Origin of the sequence: Pseudomonas sp. TH15 (genome assembly GCF_016651105.1) — a bacterium.
Taxonomy (GTDB): domain Bacteria; phylum Pseudomonadota; class Gammaproteobacteria; order Pseudomonadales; family Pseudomonadaceae; genus Aquipseudomonas.
This window is the reverse complement of record NZ_JAEKEL010000001.1, coordinates 1,493,700-1,510,391: the sequence shown is the minus strand read 5'-3', so window position 1 is coordinate 1,510,391 and position 16,692 is coordinate 1,493,700. Positions and strand designations below refer to the sequence as shown.

Genomic DNA, 16,692 nt, shown 5'->3' with positions numbered 1-16,692 from the left:
ATTCCCTATGACTATCCGTGAGTTACGGACTCTGTAATGTGTGTTGCGTTCAATCACCCCTTCTTGACAGAAGCGCAAATAACGCTCCCTGCGGAAAAATGCTTATAATGCCCAGCGTTTTTTTCCGCTTTTACTGCCGGCGCGGGTCGTTCTCTGTGTAGCCGAGACCCTGATGCCAAATTCATTCTTTGCCCTGGATGTCCAAAAGCCTTGATTCGTCTGCTGAAATTTTTCGGTTGGTCCATCGTCGCCGTTTTCTGCGGACTGCTTTTAGGTCTCAGTGGCGCCTATCTTTACCTTAGTCCGGGTTTGCCATCCGTGGAGGCGCTGAGAAGCATTCAGTTGCAGATTCCTCTACGGGTATACAGCAGCGACAACAAGTTGATTGCAGAATTTGGCGAAATGCGCCGGACTCCAATCCGTTTCGCCGACATTCCCCCCAATTTCATCAATGCGTTACTAAGTGCTGAAGACGACAATTTCGCCAACCACTATGGTGTCGACCCCAGCAGCCTGATGCGTGCCGCGACCCAACTGGTTAAAAGCGGACACATCCAGTCCGGCGGCAGCACCATCACCATGCAGGTGGCGAAGAACTTCTTCCTGAGCAGCGAACGCAGCTTCTCGCGCAAAACCACCGAAATCCTGCTAGCCCTTCAAATCGAACGGCAACTGACCAAGGACGAGATCCTTGAGTTGTACGTCAACAAGATTTATCTGGGTAACCGCGCCTACGGCATCGAGGCGGCGGCGCAGGTCTACTACGGCAAATCGATTCGTGATGTGAGCCTGGCGCAGATGGCGATGATCGCCGGCCTGCCAAAAGCCCCGTCGCGCTTCAACCCGCTGGCCAACCCGGCCCGCAGCAAGGAGCGTCGCGACTGGATCCTCGGGCGCATGTACAAGCTCGGCAAGATCAGCGAGGCGGACTACACCACCGCGATCAACGAACCGCTGAACGCCAGTTATCACGTGCCGACCCCGGAAGTGAATGCGCCGTACATCGCCGAAATGGCCCGTGCCGAAATGGTCGGCCGTTATGGCAGCGACGCCTATACCGAAGGTTTCCGCGTCACGACTACCGTGCCGAGCAACTTGCAGGAAATGGCCAACACCGCAGTCCACGAAGGCTTGATGACCTACGACCAGCGTCACGGCTACCGCGGTCCTGAGTCGCGCCTGCCGGGCAAGACTCGTGAAGCCTGGGCCACCGAACTGACCAAGCAGCGCACCATCAGCAGCCTTGAGCCGGCTATCGTCACCCAGATCGACAAAAACGGTCTGCAAGTGATGACCCGCACCGGCGACGAGCACGTTGGCTGGGACAGCATGAAGTGGGCACGGCCATTCCTGAACACCAACAGCATGGGCGCCAACCCGAAACAGCCGTCGGATGTGGCTCAGGTCGGTGACTTGATCCGCGTACAACGCCAGGCGGACAACTCGCTGAAGTTCAGCCAGATTCCGCAGGCCCAGGGCGCACTGGTCTCCCTTGATCCGCAGAACGGCGCGATTCGGTCGCTGGTCGGCGGCTTCGCCTTCGAGCAGAGCAACTACAACCGCGCCCTGCAGGCCAAGCGTCAGCCGGGTTCGAGCTTCAAGCCATTCGTTTATAGCGCTGCGCTGGATAACGGCTACACCGCCGCCACGCTGGTGAACGATGCGCCGATCGTGTTTGTCGACGAGTACCTGGACAAGGTCTGGCGTCCGAAGAACGACACCAACACCTTCCTCGGCCCGATCCGCTTGCGTGAAGGGCTGTACAAGTCGCGTAACCTGGTGTCGATCCGACTGGTGCAGGCGCTGGGCGTTGATCGCACCATCGACTACATCAGCCGGTTCGGCTTCAACAAGCAGGATCTGCCGCGCAACCTGTCCCTGGCCCTCGGCACCGCGACCCTGACGCCAATGGAGATCGCGACCGGCTGGAGCACCTTCGCCAACGGCGGCTACAAGATCACCCCGTACATCATCGACAAGATCGAAAGCCGCAATGGCGACACGTTGTTCGTCGCCAACCCGCCGTCGGTGCCTCAAGGTAATGCAGCGACCAGCGGTGTAGCTGCGCCGGCCGCCCAGTCGTTCACGGTCAACCCGACCCCGGGCGAAGCGCCTGCCGCACCGGCCGCGCCTGGCACACTGCCGCAAACCCCGGCCCTGGCCGAGCGCATTGTCGATGGCCGCACCACGTTCATCCTCAACAGCATGCTCGAGGACGTGATCAAACTCGGTACCGGCCGCCGCGCACTGGCCCTGGGTCGTCCGGACATCGCGGGCAAGACCGGTACCACCAACGAATCCAAGGACGCCTGGTTCTCCGGCTACAACGCCGATTACGTGACCACGGTCTGGACCGGTTTCGACCAACCTGAAAGCCTGGGTCGCAAGGAGTTCGGTGGCACCGTCGCGCTGCCGATCTGGATGAACTACATGGGCGCTGCGCTCAAAGGCAAGCCGCCACACACGCAAGCCGAACCGGAAGGCATCCTCAGCCTGCGGGTCGACCCGGTCAGCGGCCGTGCAGCCACCCCAAGCACACCTGGGGCCTACTTCGAGCTGTTCAAGGCCGAAGACACGCCACCGTCGGTGAACGAGCTGGGCAACGGCGCTGCGCCGGGTAGCCCGCTGCCAGCGGACGAAGCGGCACCGATCGATTTGTTCTGATCGGGTAGCGCAACGCAAAAGCCCCGCCTTCGAGAGAAGCGCGGGGCTTTTTTATATCTGTGTTTTCTGTGCCGACCTCTTCGCGGGCAAGCCTCGCTCCTACAGGTTTCCGTCGTAAGCAATATCGCGAGCGACCTAAATCTGTAGGAGCGAGGCTTGCCCGCGAAGGGGCCCTCACAAACACCACAAAATCCACAGGCATAAAAAAGCCCCGACTCAATAAGAGCCGGGGCTTTCGGTTGAAGCGTTACAACAGCTTAGCCGTTGAACACGTCATCCACGCTTTTCAGCGGGTAGTTCTTCGGATACGGCAGGGTTGCTACGCCGGTCTCGATGGCGGCCTTGGCCACGGCATCGGAGATCACGGTGATCAGACGGGCATCCATTGGTTTCGGGATGATGTACTCACGACCGAATTCCAGTTTGATGCCGCCGTAGGCGTCGCACACTTCCTGAGGAACCGGCAGCTTGGCCAGTTCACGCAGGGCGTTGGCCGCAGCCACTTTCATTTCTTCGTTGATGCGCTTGGCGCGAACGTCCAAGGCACCGCGGAAGATGAACGGGAAGCCCAGTACGTTGTTGACCTGGTTCGGGTAGTCCGAACGGCCGGTCGCCATGATCACGTCGTCACGGGTGGCGTGAGCCAGTTCCGGGGCGATTTCCGGATCAGGATTGGAGCACGCGAACACGATCGGGTTGGCCGCCATGGACTTCAGGCCTTCAGCGCTCAACAGGTTCGGGCCAGACAGGCCAACGAACACGTCAGCACCGGTCAGGGCATCAGCCAGGGTGCGCTTGTCGGTCGCGTGAGCGAAGACAGCTTTGTACTGGTTCAGGTCGTCACGGCCGGAGTGGATCACGCCGGTACGGTCAACCATGAAGATGTTTTCGATGTTGGCGCCCATGCTCACCAGCAATTTCATGCAGGAGATAGCGGCCGCACCAGCGCCCAGGCAGACGATCTTGGCGTCAGCGAGGGTTTTGCCAGCGATTTCCAGGGCGTTGATCATGCCGGCAGCGGTAACGATCGCGGTGCCGTGCTGGTCATCGTGGAATACCGGAATGTCGCACTGCTCGATCAGAGCACGTTCGATCTCAAAGCACTCAGGTGCCTTGATGTCTTCCAGGTTGATGCCACCGAAGGTGATGGAAATACGCTTGACGGTGTCGATGAAGGCTTGCGGGCTTTCGGAGTCGACTTCGATGTCGAAAACGTCGATGCCGGCGAAGCGCTTGAACAACACGCCTTTACCTTCCATCACTGGCTTGGAAGCCAATGGGCCGAGGTTACCCAGGCCGAGAATCGCGGTGCCATCGGAAATGACTGCAACCAGGTTGCCCTTGCCGGTGTATTTGTAGGCCAGTTCAGGATCGCGGGCGATTTCGCGTACTGGTTCGGCTACGCCGGGGCTGTAGGCCAGCGACAGGTCGCGAGCGGTAGCGGTGGCCTTGGTGAGCTCGACACTCAGCTTCCCTGGACGAGGATGGGCGTGATATTCGAGAGCGGCAGTTTTCAAATCAGACATGTGGGCATTCCGCTTTTTACTGTTGGACAGACGGACCGCCGAGGATACGCGTGTCGCAAAGTCCCTACAAGACTGACCAGTCACCCCTGTCAAGCGCCCTGCCCTACGACTTTGGGCCAAGAGCCACGGAACACAAGGGCTTTACTGTTCACAATCCTGATTAAAAATGTCTACAATTTTTTATCGCGAGGTGGTTTGAAGCATCGACGGATCGCCAAGCGGCAGCAGCCAGCGCGCTTGGCCACCCTCAAGGCCGCCTCGGCGGGAACGGTCCAGCACCCAGCCTCGGGCCTCAATCTGCTTGCCTTTGAGCCGTTCAAGCGCGGCGACATCGAACTGCCCGAGCAGATTGGGTGCAACGCGCAATACAACCGAATCCTGCAACTCGATCCAAACCCCGCCGCGATTGCGTTGAACCTTGCTCACACGACCACTGAGCACGGCGAAACCGGACGCGCGGATCTGCTCCGCTTTCAGTACAGGCGACTGTCGCCACAGACCAAGACCAGCCTGTCGGGCCGCGCGCTCCGCCGCTTGTTGGCACGCCACCAAATCAACATTCGGCGCCACGGCCACCTGAAAACCGAGGCCTTCGGCGAGCATTTGCGCTTCGAGATTGGCGCCGTCAGCACCGTAGACGTGAGCCAAGGTGCGGCCGTAGCGATCCTTGGCCTCTTTACCGGGCAGCAAACCCACTTGGTCATTGCTGGCAGCAACCAGCGCTTCAAGGCGTTTGCGTGCCGCCACGGCGAACGGTTCGTCGGTGCGGCCTTGGCGCCCCAGTTCCGGAGTATTCAAGCCGATCATCCGCACACTGCGGCCATCGCTCAGGCGCAGGGTGTCGCCGTCCACCACTCGCTGCACGGCGACAGACGTCAAACCGCTCGGCGCCGGGCAGAAGGCCTGGGCGCCGGAAAGCCAAATTGCGGACACAAAAAAGGCGCCCGCAAGGGACGCCTTTTTCAACAGCAGGGAAAAGCCCATCGGGCTCTTCAGCCTTACTCTGCAGCAGCTGGAGCTTTCTTGCCGAAAGCACCGAAGCGGTCTGCGAAGCGCTGTACACGGCCGCCAGTATCCAGAGTCTTCTGCTTACCGGTGTAGAACGGGTGGCACTCGTTGCATACGTCAGTACCCAGTGGCTTGCACAGGTTCGAACGAGTTTCGAACTTGTTGCCGCAGCTGCAAGTTACTTCGATAGTTTCGTATGCTGGATGGATATCGGCTTTCATGGTGTATTCCTCAGGCTAGCGTGCCGCCACTCAACACTATTGTTGAATACCGCACGTAATTAGGCCGCGGATTCTACCAGACCTTTGCAATCACGCAAGCTGTCCCTTCTACCGACCGTCTGCTAGGCTCCCGGCACTTAACACCATCCCTGTGGGAGCGGGCTTGCTCGCGAAGAGGGCGTGTCAGTCAGCATTTACGTTGTCTGACGCAACGCTTTCGCGAGCAAGCCCGCTCCCACAAGTTATGCGCACAGCCATTCAATTATTGCCCGCCCAAAGAGAATCCCCCGCGTGCCCGACGCCATTTTGCGCCTTGCCCTGCCTTCGCCGCTGCGCCGCCTGTTCGATTACCGTGCCCCGGCCGGAGTCCTGCGCGCCCAGTTGCAGCCGGGCATGCGCCTGCGAGTGCCGTTTGGCCGGCGGGAGATGATCGGGATTCTGGTGGAGGTCACCGACACCAGCGAAGTGCCGGTGGAAAAGCTTAAACCGGCCCTGGCCCTGCTCGATGCCACGCCGCCGCTGCCGCCCGCGCTATTCAAGCTGTGCCTGTGGACGTCCCAGTATTACCAGCACAGCCTCGGAGATACCTTGAGCTGGGCGTTGCCGGTGCTGTTGCGCCAGGGTGAACTGGCGGAAGCACGCCAGGAGCGCTTCTGGTCTGCCGCCCCCGGCGCCAGCCTCGATGATCCGCGCATCGCCCGTGCCCCGCGCCAGCGTGATGCCCTGGCGACGCTGGCTCAACACCCGCACGGCGTGGCTCATCAGTTGCTGAGTAAACTGATGTTGAGCAAGGACAGCCTCGATCTGTTGCTGGCCAAAGACCTGGTGCAAGTGGAAATCCGCAAGCACGCCCCCGGCGCCCGTCATGAACATTGGCTGGCCCAGCCGGAGCTGCCGCTCAACCCGGAACAACGCGCCGCCTACGAGGCGATCCGTGCCGGGTTCGACAGTTATCACGCGTTTCTGCTGGCTGGCGTCACCGGCAGCGGCAAGACCGAAGTCTATTTGCAACTGATCCGCGAAACCCTTGAGGCCGGCAAGCAAGCGCTGGTGCTGATCCCGGAGATCAACCTCGGTCCGCAAACCCTGGCGCGCTTCGAGCAGCGCTTCAACGCCCGGATCGCGCTGATCCACTCGGCGGTCAATGATCGCGAGCGCCTGGAAGCCTGGCTCGCCGCCCGGGACGGCGACGCCGACATTATTATCGGCACCCGTTCGGCGCTGTTCACGCCGATGAAAAACCCCGGCCTGATCATCATCGACGAAGAGCACGACGGCTCTTATAAACAGCAGGAAGGCTTGCGCTACCACGCCCGCGACCTGGCCTTGGTCCGCGCCCGGCAGGAAAACATCCCGATTGTCCTCGGCTCCGCCACGCCTTCGCTGGAAAGCCTGCACAACGCCTACACCGGCCGCTACGGCCTCCTACGCCTGAATGAGCGGGCTGGCGGCGCCAAGCAGCCACGCTTCCTGCGTCTGGATGTGAAAAGTCGCCCGCTCGATAGCGGGATTTCCGGGCCGATGCAGCAGGCCATCGGCCAGACCTTGGCTGCCGGCCAGCAAGTATTGGTTTTCCTCAACCGCCGCGGCTTTGCGCCGACCTTGCTCTGCCACGATTGCGGCTGGATGTCCGAGTGCCAACGCTGCGATGCGCGGATGACCGTGCACCAGCGCTCCGGCGAATTGCGTTGCCACCATTGCGGCTACGTTGAACGCGTGCCCCGGCACTGTCCGAAATGCGGCAAGGTCGATTTGCGGCCCGTCGGCGCGGGCACCGAGCGCGCCGAAGAACGCTTGGCGATTCTGTTTCCGGACGTGCCGGTGTTGCGGGTTGATCGGGACAGCACCTCGCGCAAGGACGCGATGAATCAGCTATTCGCAACCATTCAAAAAGGCCAGCCGTGCATTTTGGTCGGCACGCAAATGCTTGCCAAAGGGCACCATTTCCCTCGGGTGACGCTGGTGTCGATTCTCGATGCCGACGGCGGGCTGTTCTCCGGCGACTTCCGCGCCAGCGAGCGCATGGCGCAGTTGATCGTTCAGGTCGCTGGCCGTGCGGGGCGGGCTGAAGAGCCGGGCAGAGTCATCATCCAGACCCACCTCGCGGACCATCCGCTGCTGGTACAACTGACCGAACAGGGTTATTTCGCCTTTGCCGAACAGGCCCTGAGCGAGCGTCGCGCTGCTGGTTTGCCGCCGTTTGCGCACCTCGCGCTGCTGCGGGCCGAGGCGCACAAACCGGGGCAGGCCGAAGGCTTTCTCGATGAGGCGTGCAGCGAGGCGGAACGATTGCTGGCCGAGCAGAATCTGAGCGGTATCGAATTGCTCGGGCCGGTGCCGGCACCGATGGAGCGTCGGGCCGGGCGTTATCGGGCGCAGCTGTTGTTACAGGCTACGGCCCGGGCGCCGTTGCATCGGTTGCTCAGCAGTTGGTTGCTGGCGCTGGAGCAGATGCCGAGTGGGCGGGCGGTGCGCTGGTCTTTGGATGTTGATCCCGTCGATTTGTATTGATTGATCGATCGCTATCGCGAGCAAGCTCGCTCCCATAGGAGGGTGTGGTGGGCCAACAATGCATGAACACCGCTGATCCACTGTGGGAGCGAGCTTGCTCGCGATGGCGGTGGATTTGTCACCACATATCCATAACCTGCCCGCTATAGTTGGCAAGCACGCTTGGGCCACGGATAATGCCCAGTTTTTCCACTAGCGCATCGAAGCGCCGCCGCGCTTGCGGTCGAAAGAGAACACCATGAAAGACACCATTCGCCTGCTGATCCAACAAGCCATCACCCAACTCGTCAACGAAGGTGTGTTGCCTGAAGGCCTGTCGCCGGCGATCCAGGTGGAAAACTCCCGCGACAAGAAGAACGGCGACTTCGCCAGCAACATCGCGATGATGTTGGCCAAACCGGCGGGCATGAAGCCGCGCGACCTGGCAGAAAAAATCATCGCCGCGCTGCCGGCTGACGAAAACGTCACCAAGACCGAAATCGCCGGCCCGGGCTTCCTGAATTTCTTCCAGAACACCCAGGCCTTGGCCGCGCGCCTCGACGCGGCGCTGGCTGACAAGAACGTCGGCGTGCGCAAGGCCGGCCCGGTGCAGCGCACCGTGGTTGACCTGTCGGCGCCAAACCTGGCCAAAGAGATGCACGTCGGCCACTTGCGCTCGACCATCATCGGCGACGGCGTGGCGCGGGTGCTGGAGTTCCTCGGCGACACCGTGATCCGTCAGAACCACGTCGGCGACTGGGGCACCCAGTTCGGCATGCTGATGGCGTACCTGCAAGAGAACCCGATCACCAGCGACGAGCTGTCGGACCTGGAAAACTTCTACCGTGCGGCCAAGCAACGCTTCGACGAATCCGAAGAGTTTGCTGATCGCGCCCGTGGTCTGGTGGTGAAATTGCAGGCCGGCGACGCCGAGTGCCTGGCGCTCTGGTCGCGCTTCCGCGATATCTCGTTGTCCCACTGCCAGGCGATCTACGAACAACTGAACGTCAAACTGACCATGGCCGACGTAATGGGCGAAAGCGCCTACAACGACGACCTGATCAACGTGGTCAACGACCTCAAGGCTGCCGGCCTGCTGGTCGAGAGCAACGGCGCCCAGTGCGTGTTCCTCGACGAATTCAAGAACGCCGACGGCGACCCGCTGCCGGTGATCATCGTCAAGGCTGACGGCGGCTACCTCTACGCCACCACCGACCTGGCAGCCGTGCGTTATCGCAGCGGCAAACTGAAGGCTGATCGTGCGTTGTACTTCGTCGACCAGCGTCAGGCCCTGCACTTCCAGCAGGTGTTCCAGGTCGCGCGCCTCGCCGGTTTCGTGACGCACCCGATGGACATGGAACACATGGGCTTCGGCACCATGAACGGCGCCGATGGCCGTCCGTTCAAGACCCGTGATGGCGGCACCGTGAAGCTGGTCGATCTGCTGACCGAAGCCAAGGACCGCGCCTACACCCTGGTGAAAGAGAAGAACCCGGAACTGGCCGAAGACGAGTTGCGTAACATCGCCAAGGTCGTGGGCATTGGCGCAGTGAAATACGCCGACCTGTCCAAGCACCGCACCAGCGACTACAGCTTCAACTTCGACCTGATGCTGAACTTCGAAGGCAACACCGCGCCGTACCTGCTGTACGCCTACACCCGCGTGGCCGGCGTGTTCCGCAAGCTCGGCAAGGACTTCAGCGAAGTCGAAGGCCAGATCGTTCTCGAAGCACTGCACGAACATGAACTGGCGGCCAAACTGGCGCAGTTCGGCGAAGTGCTGAACAACGTTTCCGACAAAGGGACGCCGCACATTCTGTGCACCTACCTGTACGATGTCGCCGGCCTGTTCTCCAGCTTCTACGAGAACTGCCCGATCCTCAGCGCCGATACCCCGGTGCAAATGCAGAGCCGTCTGCGCCTCGCCGCGCTGACCGGTCGCACACTCAAGCAAGGCCTGGAACTCTTGGGTCTGGAAACTCTGGAGCGTATGTAAGTTGGCTGCCAAGAAAAAACCTGCACCCAAGCGTGGCGCCAGTCGTTACACCGCTCCTGCAAAGAAACCGATCCCGGGCTGGCTGTGGATGGCCATCGGCCTGACCGTCGGCGCGTTTATCGTGTTTCTGATGAAACTGGAGCCTGGCAAGGGCAGCGAAAGCGTCAAGCGCGAGAAGATCGAGCAGCAGAAAGCCACCAAGATCGCCGAGGCCAACAAGACTCCGCCGAGCCCGACGCAACCGGTGAAGCCGAAGTACGACTTCTATACCTTGCTGCCGGAATCGGAAGTGATCGTGCCGCCGGACGCGGTGCCGGAGAAAACCCTGCCGACACCACAAGTGCCGACGGTGCCGACCACGCCGGTCACGCCAGAACAAGCGGCGAAGATCGACACCGCGCGGGCACAGGCTGCGCTGTCCGGAATTACCCCGCCACCAGCGCCACCGGTTTCCAAAGCGGCGCCAGTGACCAAGTTCTTCTTGCAGGCCGGTTCGTTCCGCAAAGAGGCTGATGCGGACAAGGTTCGCGCGCAGATCATCTTGCTCGGTCAGGCAGTGGCGGTTGAATCTGGCACGGTGAAGGACGAAACCTGGTATCGGGTTTTGGTCGGGCCGTTCAGCAACCGTGAACAACTGACCACTGCCCAGAAACAACTGGCTGGCAGCGGGTTCAGCAATCTGTTGTTACAACAACGCCAGAGCCGCTGATCCACCGATGGTGGGCACCTCTTCCTGAGGTTGCCCACAAATCCCTGTGGTGAGGGGATTTATCCCCGCTGGGTCGCGAAGCGGCCCTAAAACCAGCAATTACGGTGCATCAGGCACCCAGTGGATGCTGGAATAGCGACTGCTTCGCAGCCGAACGGGGATAAATCCCCTCGCCACAGTCATCATTCGCCGTTCGTCCCTCTGCGCCCTCTGCGGTTGAAAAACGCTCCACCACCCCCATATGAGTTTGCATAAGGCATTTTCGCCCCGCTGCGTGGAGACTCTCCCTTGACCACCATCGTTTCAGTTCGCCGCCACGGCAAAGTCGTCATGGGCGGCGACGGCCAGGTTTCTCTCGGCAATACCGTGATGAAAGGCAACGCGAAGAAAGTTCGCCGCCTGTACCACGGTCAGGTCATCGCCGGTTTTGCCGGGGCTACCGCTGACGCCTTCACCCTGTTCGAGCGTTTTGAAGGCCAGCTCGAGAAACATCAGGGTCACCTGGTTCGCGCCGCCGTCGAACTCGCCAAAGAATGGCGCACCGACCGTTCCCTCAGCCGCCTCGAAGCCATGCTCGCCGTCGCCAACAAAGACGCCTCGCTGATCATCACCGGCAACGGTGACGTCGTTGAACCCGAAGAAGGCCTGATCGCCATGGGTTCCGGTGGCGGTTACGCCCAGGCCGCCGCGAGTGCCCTGCTGAAGAAAACCGATTTGTCGGCCCGGGAAATCGTCGAAACCGCGCTCGGCATCGCCGGCGACATCTGTGTATTCACCAACCACACCTTCACCATTGAGGAGCAGGACCTCGCCGAGTAAGCCTGTTTCGGCCTAGCGCCACGGCTCGCTTTTGCTAGAGGACCGCCAATTACTATGTCCATGACTCCCCGTGAAATCGTCCACGAACTCAATCGCCATATCATCGGCCAGGACGATGCCAAGCGCGCCGTCGCCATCGCGCTGCGTAACCGCTGGCGCCGGATGCAACTGCCGGAAGAGCTGCGCGTTGAAGTAACGCCAAAGAACATCCTGATGATCGGCCCGACCGGTGTCGGTAAAACCGAGATCGCCCGTCGCCTGGCCAAACTGGCCAACGCGCCGTTCATCAAGGTCGAAGCGACCAAGTTCACCGAAGTCGGCTATGTCGGTCGCGATGTTGAATCGATCATTCGTGACCTCGCCGACGCCGCCATCAAGCTGCTGCGCGAACAGGAAATGACCAAGGTTCGCCACCGCGCCGAAGACGCCGCTGAAGAGCGCATCCTCGACGCCCTGCTGCCGCCGGCACGCATGGGTTTCCACAACGACGACGCCGCACCTTCGGCTGATTCCAACACCCGCCAGCTGTTCCGCAAGCGTCTGCGTGAAGGCCAGCTGGATGACAAAGAGATCGAAATCGAAGTCGCCGAAGTGGCCGGCGTCGATATCTCTGCGCCACCGGGCATGGAAGAAATGACCAACCAGTTGCAGAGCCTGTTCGCCAACATGGGCAAGGGCAAAAAGAAAAGCCGCAAGCTCAAGGTCAAGGAAGCGCTGAAACTGGTGCGTGACGAAGAAGCCGGTCGCCTGGTCAACGATGAAGAGTTGAAGGCCAAGGCGCTGGAAGCGGTCGAGCAGCACGGTATCGTGTTCATCGACGAAATCGACAAGGTCGCCAAGCGCGGCAATTCCGGCGGCATCGACGTGTCTCGCGAAGGCGTGCAGCGTGACTTGCTGCCACTGATCGAAGGCTGCACCGTCAACACCAAACTGGGCATGGTCAAGACCGACCACATCCTGTTCATCGCTTCCGGTGCGTTCCACCTGAGCAAGCCGAGCGATCTGGTGCCTGAGTTGCAAGGTCGCCTGCCGATTCGCGTCGAGCTGAAAGCGCTGACCCCGGAAGACTTCGAGCGCATTCTCAGCGAGCCGCACGCGTCGCTGACCGAGCAATACTGCGCCCTGCTGAAAACCGAAGGCCTGACCATCGAGTTCCAGCCGGACGGGATCAAGCGCATCGCCGAGATCGCCTGGCAGGTCAACGAGAAGACCGAGAACATCGGTGCCCGCCGCCTGCACACGCTGCTTGAGCGTCTGCTGGAAGAGGTGTCGTTCAGCGCCGGTGATCTGGCCAGCGCCCACGACGACAAGGTGATCCTGATCGACGCCGAGTACGTCAACAGCCACCTCGGCGAATTGGCACAGAACGAAGACCTGTCCCGTTATATCCTGTAGGTCACCTACTGTGTGAGCGGGCTTCTGTGGCGAGGGAGCTTGCTCCCGCTGGGTCGCGAAGCGGCCCCAAAATCGGCGAACGCGATTTATCAGCAAGACCGCATTCGCCGGATTTACGACTGCTGCGCAGCCGAGCGGGAGCAAGCTCCCTCGCCACAGGATCACCCGCCGACACAGGGCCTTCATCAAGACGGACGACCGGCCCCATGACGACCCAACTCCCCACCGACATCAAACTGCACAAAGCCTCGAAAACCCTGTCGCTGAAATACGCGTCCGGCGAGGAATATCACCTGCCCGCCGAGTTCCTTCGCGTGCACTCTCCTTCCGCCGAGGTCCAGGGCCACGGCAAACCTATCCTGCAATTTGGCAAGATCGGCGTAGGTCTTTCCAAGGTAGAACCGGCCGGTCAGTACGCACTGAAATTGACCTTCGATGACGGCCACGACAGCGGCCTGTTCACTTGGGAATATCTCTACCAGTTGGGCGTGCGCCAAGAGGACCTCTGGAACGATTATCTTGCCGAGCTCAAAGCCGCCGGCAAAACCCGCGATCCAAGCCAGTCCATCGTCAAGCTAATGCTCTAGATCAGGCTTCTTGCTCTTTAGAGGGCATTTTCTAATTTCATCTGTTTGAATGCTCTGCCGTCAGGCTGAGGATTGGGCCTGTCATCCATTATTTCCTGCGCGCGTTGTCGCCTGAAAGCGGGCCAGGCAAGGCGCAGGCCGCTGGGAATGGCTGTTCCCTTTCCAAGGCTTGCAACGCAGCCTGGCCCGCTTTCAGGCACAACCCGGAGGGCCGGGCCTGCTGTGCCGCAGGGCTGCGTTGCTCGGAGCTTATTTGGAATGACCAAACTACGCTCCTCGCGCCTTGCCCTGCGGCACAGCAGACCCGGCGCGGCGCAGGAAATAATGGATGACAGGCCCCAGCCTGCTTGCGAAAAAAATTAAACTCGGGTAACCAATGGAGCTGGCAAGTTCCCTGCAGTGCTCGTTGTACTAAAAAAGCAGCGATGCAGAATTAACGGTCACCCGAGCAGCAGTACCTGGTATTGGTTGTGTGACTACACGGCTGAGCTCAGGTACTCGTCTCAGGACAATGGAGCGTCGTAGATGAGTAACAAGAACAACGATGACCTGAAGTATCAAGCCTCGGAAAACACCCTGGGGCTTAATCCAGTTGTTGGGCTGCGTGGAAAGGATCTACTGGCTTCTGCTCGAATGGTGCTCAGGCAGGCCATCAAACAACCGATTCACAGTGTCAAGCATGTCGCTCATTTCAGTCTCGAACTCAAGAATGTGTTGTTCGGTAAATCCGAGCTGCAACCGCCAGGCGAAGACCGTCGCTTTGCCGATCCGGCCTGGAGCCAGAACCCGCTCTATAAACGTTATTTGCAAACTTACCTGGCGTGGCGCAAAGAACTCCATGCCTGGATCGACGACAGCAGCCTGTCGCCCAAAGACGTCGCTCGCGGTCATTTCGTGATCAACCTCATGACCGAAGCCATGGCCCCGACCAACAGTGCGGCCAACCCTGCGGCGGTCAAACGCTTCTTCGAAACCGGCGGCAAGAGCCTGCTCGACGGCCTCTCCCACCTGGCCAAGGACATCGTCCATAACGGCGGCATGCCGAGCCAGGTCAACATGGGTGCGTTCGAAGTCGGCAAGTCGCTTGGCGTGACCGAAGGCGCGGTGGTGTTTCGCAACGACGTGCTGGAGCTGATCCAGTACCGGCCGAGCACCGAACAGGTGTACGAGCGCCCACTGCTGGTGGTGCCGCCGCAGATCAACAAGTTCTACGTATTCGACCTGAGCCCGGACAAGAGCCTGGCGCGCTTCTGCCTGCGCAACAACGTGCAGACGTTCATTGTCAGCTGGCGCAACCCGACCAAGGAACAGCGCGAGTGGGGCCTTTCGACTTATATCGAAGCGCTCAAGGAAGCGGTCGATGTGGTCACCGCGATCACCGGCAGCAAAGACGTGAACATGCTCGGCGCCTGCTCCGGCGGCATCACCTGCACCGCCCTGCTGGGCCACTACGCGGCGATCGGCGAGAAGAAGGTCAACGCCCTGACCTTGCTGGTGAGCGTGCTGGATACCACCCTGGACAGCGACGTGGCCCTGTTCGTCGACGAACAGACCCTCGAAGCCGCCAAGCGCCATTCCTACCAGGCCGGTGTGCTGGAAGGCCGCGACATGGCGAAAGTCTTCGCCTGGATGCGCCCCAACGACCTGATCTGGAATTACTGGGTCAACAACTACCTGTTGGGCAACGAGCCGCCGGTATTCGACATCCTGTTCTGGAACAACGACACCACACGGTTGCCGGCCGCGTTCCACGGTGACCTGATCGAGATGTTCAAAAGTAATCCACTGATCCGCCCCAACGCACTGGAAGTGTGCGGCACGCCGATCGACCTCAAGCAAGTCACGGCCGACATCTTTTCCCTGGCCGGCACCAACGACCACATCACGCCGTGGAAGTCTTGCTACAAGTCGGCGCAACTGTTCGGCGGCAATGTTGAATTCGTGCTGTCCAGCAGCGGCCACATCCAGAGCATCCTGAACCCGCCGGGCAACCCGAAATCGCGCTACATGACCAGCATCGATATGCCGGTGAAAGCCGAGGACTGGCAAGAGAACTCCACCAAGCACACCGATTCCTGGTGGCTGCACTGGCAGGCGTGGCAGGCTCAGCGCTCGGGCAAATTGAAGAAATCCCCGACCACACTGGGCAACAAAACCTACACCGCCGGCGAAGCTGCGCCGGGCACTTACGTACATGAGCGGTAACTGACACACCTCGCGCCACTGTAGGAGCTGCCGCAGGCTGCGATCTTTTGATCTTGATTCTCTTAAACCAAAATCAAAAGATCGCAGCCTGCGGCAGCTCCTACAGGGGATCGAGGATGAATTTTAGAAAGTGACCCACAGGGCCAGAAGCATGCCGCAACCGTTCATTTTTCGTACCGTCGACCTGGATGGCCAGACCCTCCGCACCGCGGTACGCCCCGGCAAGCCTCACTTGACGCCCTTGCTGATTTTCAACGGCATCGGCGCCAACCTTGAGCTGGTGTTTCCGTTCGTCGCGGCGCTGGACCCGGACCTGGAAGTCATCGCTTTCGACGTTCCCGGTGTCGGCGGCTCGTCGACGCCGAACCGGCCGTATCGCTTTCCGGGGCTGGCGAAGCTCACGGCACGGATGCTCGACTATCTCGACTACGGACAGGTCAACGTGATCGGCGTGTCCTGGGGCGGCGCCTTGGCGCAGCAGTTCGCCTACGACTATCCCGAGCGCTGCAAAAAACTAGTGCTGGCCGCCACGGCGGCCGGTACGGTGATGGTGCCCGGCAAGCCGAAAGTCCTGTGGATGATGGCCAGCCCCCGGCGCTACATCCAGCCGTCCCACGTGATTCGCATTGCGCCGATGATCTACGGCGGCTCGTTCCGCCGCGACCCGACGCTGGCCGCCAGTCACGCGGCGAAAGTGCGTTCGGCGGGCAAGCTCGGTTACTACTGGCAACTGTTTGCCGGCCTCGGCTGGACCAGCATTCACTGGCTGCACAAGATCCACCAGCCGACGCTGGTGCTGGCCGGCGACGACGATCCGCTGATCCCGCTGATCAACATGCGCATGCTCGCCTGGCGGATCCCCAACGCCCAGTTGCACATCATCGATGATGGGCATCTGTTCCTGATTACCCGGGCCGAAGCCGTGGCGCCGATCATCATGAAATTCCTCGAGGAAGAACGTCAGCGTGCGGTGATGCATCCGCACCCGACGCCATTGGGCGGCTAATCCGCCTCGACTTTTTGTTGATGGGAAAGGGATGGCAGGACGCCGTTCCGCGCAACAACCCGTAAC

Annotated in this window: 12 protein-coding genes; 9 read left to right on the top strand and 3 right to left on the bottom strand. The window is 60.7% G+C overall.

Annotated features, from left to right (window positions below; genetic code table 11):
• The first annotated feature begins 210 nt into the window (after nucleotides 1-210).
• Complete coding sequence (locus tag JFT87_RS06875) at nucleotides 211-2,664, top strand: penicillin-binding protein 1A (RefSeq protein WP_201199938.1); 2,454 nt, start codon at nucleotides 211-213, stop codon at nucleotides 2,662-2,664.
• A gap of 257 nt (nucleotides 2,665-2,921) precedes the next feature.
• On the opposite strand, the gene JFT87_RS06870 is transcribed toward JFT87_RS06875, so the two are convergent.
• The 3 genes from JFT87_RS06870 to rpmE form a co-directional block, all read right to left on the bottom strand.
• Nucleotides 2,922-4,190: a malic enzyme-like NAD(P)-binding protein gene (locus tag JFT87_RS06870; RefSeq protein WP_010464435.1), complete on the bottom strand. Its 1,269-nt coding sequence runs from the start codon at nucleotides 4,188-4,190 to the stop codon at nucleotides 2,922-2,924.
• 180 nt (nucleotides 4,191-4,370) lie between these two features.
• Complete coding sequence (locus JFT87_RS06865) at nucleotides 4,371-5,174, bottom strand: thermonuclease family protein (RefSeq protein ID WP_201199935.1); 804 nt, start codon at nucleotides 5,172-5,174, stop codon at nucleotides 4,371-4,373.
• Nucleotides 5,175-5,188: 14 nt separating this feature from the next.
• The gene (gene rpmE, locus JFT87_RS06860) at nucleotides 5,189-5,419 is read right to left on the bottom strand and encodes a 50S ribosomal protein L31 (protein WP_008080648.1); all 231 of its coding nucleotides are present in this window, start codon (nucleotides 5,417-5,419) and stop codon (nucleotides 5,189-5,191) included.
• Between the two features lie 291 nt (nucleotides 5,420-5,710).
• On the opposite strand from rpmE, the gene JFT87_RS06855 reads away from it, so the two are divergent.
• From JFT87_RS06855 to phaZ, 8 genes are all read left to right on the top strand, one after another.
• On the top strand, nucleotides 5,711-7,930 hold the full coding sequence (locus tag JFT87_RS06855; protein ID WP_201199934.1) for a primosomal protein N': 2,220 nt from the start codon (nucleotides 5,711-5,713) through the stop codon (nucleotides 7,928-7,930).
• 238 nt (nucleotides 7,931-8,168) lie between these two features.
• Nucleotides 8,169-9,905, top strand: coding sequence for an arginine--tRNA ligase (gene argS, locus JFT87_RS06850; protein ID WP_201199933.1), 1,737 nt, complete (start codon nucleotides 8,169-8,171; stop codon nucleotides 9,903-9,905).
• A 1-nt stretch (nucleotide 9,906) separates the two neighbouring features.
• The gene (locus tag JFT87_RS06845; RefSeq protein ID WP_201199932.1) at nucleotides 9,907-10,614 is read left to right on the top strand and encodes an SPOR domain-containing protein; all 708 of its coding nucleotides are present in this window, start codon (nucleotides 9,907-9,909) and stop codon (nucleotides 10,612-10,614) included.
• Nucleotides 10,615-10,902: 288 nt separating this feature from the next.
• On the top strand, nucleotides 10,903-11,433 hold the full coding sequence (hslV, locus tag JFT87_RS06840; RefSeq protein ID WP_007899242.1) for an ATP-dependent protease subunit HslV: 531 nt from the start codon (nucleotides 10,903-10,905) through the stop codon (nucleotides 11,431-11,433).
• Between the two features lie 54 nt (nucleotides 11,434-11,487).
• The gene (gene hslU / locus JFT87_RS06835; protein WP_201199930.1) at nucleotides 11,488-12,828 is read left to right on the top strand and encodes an ATP-dependent protease ATPase subunit HslU; all 1,341 of its coding nucleotides are present in this window, start codon (nucleotides 11,488-11,490) and stop codon (nucleotides 12,826-12,828) included.
• 206 nt (nucleotides 12,829-13,034) lie between these two features.
• A complete protein-coding gene (locus JFT87_RS06830; protein ID WP_201199928.1) occupies nucleotides 13,035-13,415 on the top strand; it encodes a gamma-butyrobetaine hydroxylase-like domain-containing protein in 381 nt (126 codons plus the stop codon).
• A 525-nt stretch (nucleotides 13,416-13,940) separates the two neighbouring features.
• Entirely contained in the window at nucleotides 13,941-15,620 is a 1,680-nt protein-coding gene (gene phaC, locus JFT87_RS06825; protein WP_201199926.1) for a class II poly(R)-hydroxyalkanoic acid synthase, read from the top strand.
• A gap of 151 nt (nucleotides 15,621-15,771) precedes the next feature.
• A complete protein-coding gene (phaZ, locus tag JFT87_RS06820; protein ID WP_201199924.1) occupies nucleotides 15,772-16,626 on the top strand; it encodes a poly(3-hydroxyalkanoate) depolymerase in 855 nt (284 codons plus the stop codon).
• Nucleotides 16,627-16,692: the final 66 nt, after the last annotated feature.

What these genes read in the sequence shown, in the direction of transcription:
- JFT87_RS06865 (WP_201199935.1), bottom strand. Translation starts at nt 5,174, where the DNA reads ATGGGCTTTTCCCTGCTGTTGAAAAAGGCGTCCCTTGCGGGCGCCTTT.
- JFT87_RS06870 (WP_010464435.1), bottom strand. Translation starts at nt 4,190, where the DNA reads ATGTCTGATTTGAAAACTGCCGCTCTCGAATATCACGCCCATCCTCGT.
- rpmE (WP_008080648.1), bottom strand. Translation starts at nt 5,419, where the DNA reads ATGAAAGCCGATATCCATCCAGCATACGAAACTATCGAAGTAACTTGC.
- JFT87_RS06830 (WP_201199928.1), top strand. Translation starts at nt 13,035, where the DNA reads ATGACGACCCAACTCCCCACCGACATCAAACTGCACAAAGCCTCGAAA.
- hslU (WP_201199930.1), top strand. Translation starts at nt 11,488, where the DNA reads ATGTCCATGACTCCCCGTGAAATCGTCCACGAACTCAATCGCCATATC.
- phaZ (WP_201199924.1), top strand. Translation starts at nt 15,772, where the DNA reads ATGCCGCAACCGTTCATTTTTCGTACCGTCGACCTGGATGGCCAGACC.
- phaC (WP_201199926.1), top strand. Translation starts at nt 13,941, where the DNA reads ATGAGTAACAAGAACAACGATGACCTGAAGTATCAAGCCTCGGAAAAC.
- argS (WP_201199933.1), top strand. Translation starts at nt 8,169, where the DNA reads ATGAAAGACACCATTCGCCTGCTGATCCAACAAGCCATCACCCAACTC.